4 protein-coding genes are annotated in these 2,978 nt (G+C 73.9%); 1 reads left to right on the plus strand and 3 read right to left on the minus strand.

Translation table 11 applies throughout. The features are described 5' to 3' along the window. Positions 1–117 precede the first annotated feature (117 nt). Positions 118–1,155 (minus strand): LacI family DNA-binding transcriptional regulator, encoded by a 1,038-nt coding sequence (locus tag ACWEQO_RS34605; RefSeq protein WP_452986478.1) that lies wholly within the window; start codon positions 1,153–1,155, stop codon positions 118–120. Positions 1,156–1,295: 140 nt separating this feature from the next. After that, on the minus strand, positions 1,296–1,961 hold the full coding sequence (locus ACWEQO_RS34610) for a TetR/AcrR family transcriptional regulator (RefSeq protein ID WP_361458860.1): 666 nt from the start codon (positions 1,959–1,961) through the stop codon (positions 1,296–1,298). 180 nt (positions 1,962–2,141) lie between these two features. On the opposite strand from ACWEQO_RS34610, the gene ACWEQO_RS34615 reads away from it, so the two are divergent. After that, positions 2,142–2,705, plus strand: a complete 564-nt coding sequence (locus ACWEQO_RS34615) for an NADPH-dependent FMN reductase (RefSeq protein WP_361458858.1) — start codon at positions 2,142–2,144, stop codon at positions 2,703–2,705. A gap of 95 nt (positions 2,706–2,800) precedes the next feature. Here the strand turns inward: ACWEQO_RS34615 and ACWEQO_RS34620 are convergent. Beyond that, positions 2,801–2,978: XdhC family protein (locus ACWEQO_RS34620; RefSeq protein WP_452986479.1), on the minus strand; the 178-nt coding region annotated here is incomplete at its 5' end.

The raw sequence follows: 2,978 nt of genomic DNA on the forward strand, positions 1-2,978 counted from the left end.
CCCCCGGGCCATGCGTTCGACAGGGGGGACCAGTCATGCCGGCTCCAGAGGCCGGGAGCCCCATTGCGGGGCCACGAAAAAGGTAATGGGGGGGGGCGCCCGGCACGTGAACGGGTCTCAGCTGGACTCGCGCTGGACCACCGATGCCCCCAGCACCTTGTGGGCCTCGGGTGCGGCGGCGGGATCGCGCACCGCGCGGTCGACGAGTTCGGCGAGTTCCCGGCCGGACGGCAGGTCGAGGTGGACGGTGGTCAGCCGGGGCCGCAGCAGCCGGCCCAGCATGAGGTTGTCGGCGCCGACCACGGCCGTCTCGTCCGGGACGCGGACGCCGACGTCGTCCAGGGCCCGCATCAGCAGCATCGCGTACTCGTCGTTGTAGGTGAACACGGCGTCGAGGCCGAGGTCGCGCCAGCCGGCGGCGAGCCGCGCGGCGGCGCCCTCGTCGTGGGCGAGGGGCAGTTCGGTGACCGTCGCGTCGGTGCCGCGCAGCGCCGCACGCACGCCGGCCAGGCGGGGTGCGGAGAACGCCCTCAGACCGGGCTCGCGCGGGACGACGACGCCGATGCGGCGCCGACCGCGGTCGAACAGGTGGGCGCCCGCGCTGTGGCCGACGACGTCGTGGTCCATGAGCAGGGCGTGCGCGCCCTCGACGGACTCCGGACCGAGGGTGATCACGGCGCGCGCTCCGGAGCGTTTGAGCACGGCGACGCCCCGCGGGCCGAGCCCGGAGCCGGGGACCAGCACCGCCACGGGACGCAGTTCGGCCCAGGCACGGGCGGCCTCGTCGTCGTGCACGCCGACGGTGCCGTACTGCACGACCGTGTATTCGAGGCGGCCGAGCGCCACTTGGAGGTCGTTGACGAACTGGCTGTAGACCGGACCGACCGGGAAGGCCGGGGCCGGCATCAGCACCATGCGGCTGTGGCCGGCCCGTAAGCTGCGGGCCGCCGCGTGCGGCACGTACCCGAGTTCCCTGGCGGCGTCGTGGACGCGGCGGCGGGTGGGCTCGCTGATCCGGACGGCCTCGGCGTTGTTCAGGACGTAGGAGACGGTCGCGCGCGAAACGCCGGCCAGTCGGGCCACGTCGGCGCTCGTGGGCACGGCGCGCGGCAGTGCGGCGGATGCGGGCACGGGTGGGTTCGGTATCTGCACCATGACGCAAGGCATCTTCGCAGAAGCCCGAACCGGCCCTTCAGCCGGGGGAGTTGAGAGCGCCGCAGCACGATCCCGGCCCAGTTCAGGGCGTCCCGGCCGTGCGGTCGCAGCCGCCCGGTCAGCCGGGGGTGGCCGCCCGGTCAGCCGGGGGTGGCCGCGGAACCCGTCACGCGGTCGACGAGCTCCTCCCACGCGGCTTCCAGCCGCTCCATCGGCATCCCGCGCTGCTGGGTCAGGTGGTGGACCAGGGCGGGGTCGAGCGGTGCCATCAGGGTGTGGGCGAGGAGTTCGCAGTCCGCCTCGGGGACGGCCTCGCGCAGCAGCAGCGACACATGATGGATCAGCACACGGCGGGGCGGGCTGGTGAAGCGGCGGTCGGCGCACGGTTCGGCGGCGAGCTGCAGTTCCAGTTCGTCGGCCGTGCGGCGCAGCAGGGTGAGACCGAACGCCCGCAGGCGCTCCGCGGGCGGCGCTCCCGGCCCCAGCGGCGGGGGTCCGGCGAGGAAGGCGGCCTGGAACTTCTTCTCGGAGTGGTCGAGCAGCGCCGACAGCAGCCCGGTGCGGTCGCCGAAGCGCCGGAAGACCGTCCCCTTGCCCACCCGGGCCGCCGCGGCCACCGCCTCCATGGTGAGGCCGTCCGCGCCGCGCTCGGTGACGAGGCGGGCGGCGGCCTCCAGCAGCCGGGCGCGGTTGCGCGCCGCGTCGGCCCGCAGGCAGGGCTCGTCGATCTCGCCGCCGAGCTGCAGCAACTCCTGCGGCTCGACGGGCTCCTGAGGTGTCGGGGCGGGCGGCTGCACGGCGGACATGAAGCCAGAGTAAAGCATCGGGAAGAAACTGGACCAGGGTCCGGTTAGAGTGCTAGAAAAGAAAACGGACCTCGGTCCGGATTGTTGCGGCGATGTTTCGTCATGCCGTCGCGTCCGGCCGTCGCACCACTTGTCCCACCCCATGTTCCACCCGGTATTCCACCCCCCTCAGGAGTTCTCATGTCCGTCCGCATCCTCGCCCTCGTCGGCAGCCTCCGCGCCGGTTCGCACAACCGCCAGCTCGCCGAGGCCGCGGTGAAGCTCGCGCCCGAGGGCTCCGACGTGGTGCTCTACGAGGGGCTCGCGGAGATCCCCTTCTACAACGAGGACATCGACGTCGAGGGCAGCGTCCCCGCCGCCGCCACGCAGCTGCGCGAGGCCGCGGGCAGCGCCGACGCCCTGCTGCTCTTCACGCCGGAGTACAACGGCACGATGCCGGCCGTCCTGAAGAACGCCATCGACTGGCTGTCCCGCCCGTACGGCGCCTCCGCCCTCGGCGACAAGCCCGTCGCCGTGATCGGCACCGCCTTCGGCCAGTACGGCGGCGTCTGGGCGCAGGACGAGGCCCGCAAGGCCCTGGGGATCGCGGGCGGCAAGGTGATCGAGGACATCAAGCTCTCGATCCCGGGCTCCGTGACCCGTTTCGCCGAGGTCGGCCCCGCCGACGACGCCGAGGTCGTCGGGCAGCTGACCGAGGTCGTCGTCGCCCTCAACGGCCACGCCACCGCGCCGGCCGCCGCCTGACCGCACCCCGCACGACCTGTCCCGAGGGGGCCGGTGCCGTACCGACGACGGCACCGGCCCCCTCGGCCGTGCGAACGGGCTGCCCGCCCCCGCGCTCAGACCCCGGCCGTCGCGCGTCCCTCGTGGTGGATCGGGGTGCGGGCGCCGGTGAGGGGGACCCCGGTGCCGCCCCGCCGGGTGGCCACGATCTCCGCCGCGATGGACAGCGCCGTCTCCTCCGGGGTACGCGCCCCCAGGTCGAGACCGATCGGCGACCGGAGCCCGGCCAGCTCC

It is taken from the genome of Streptomyces sp. NPDC004051, from assembly GCF_053604275.1.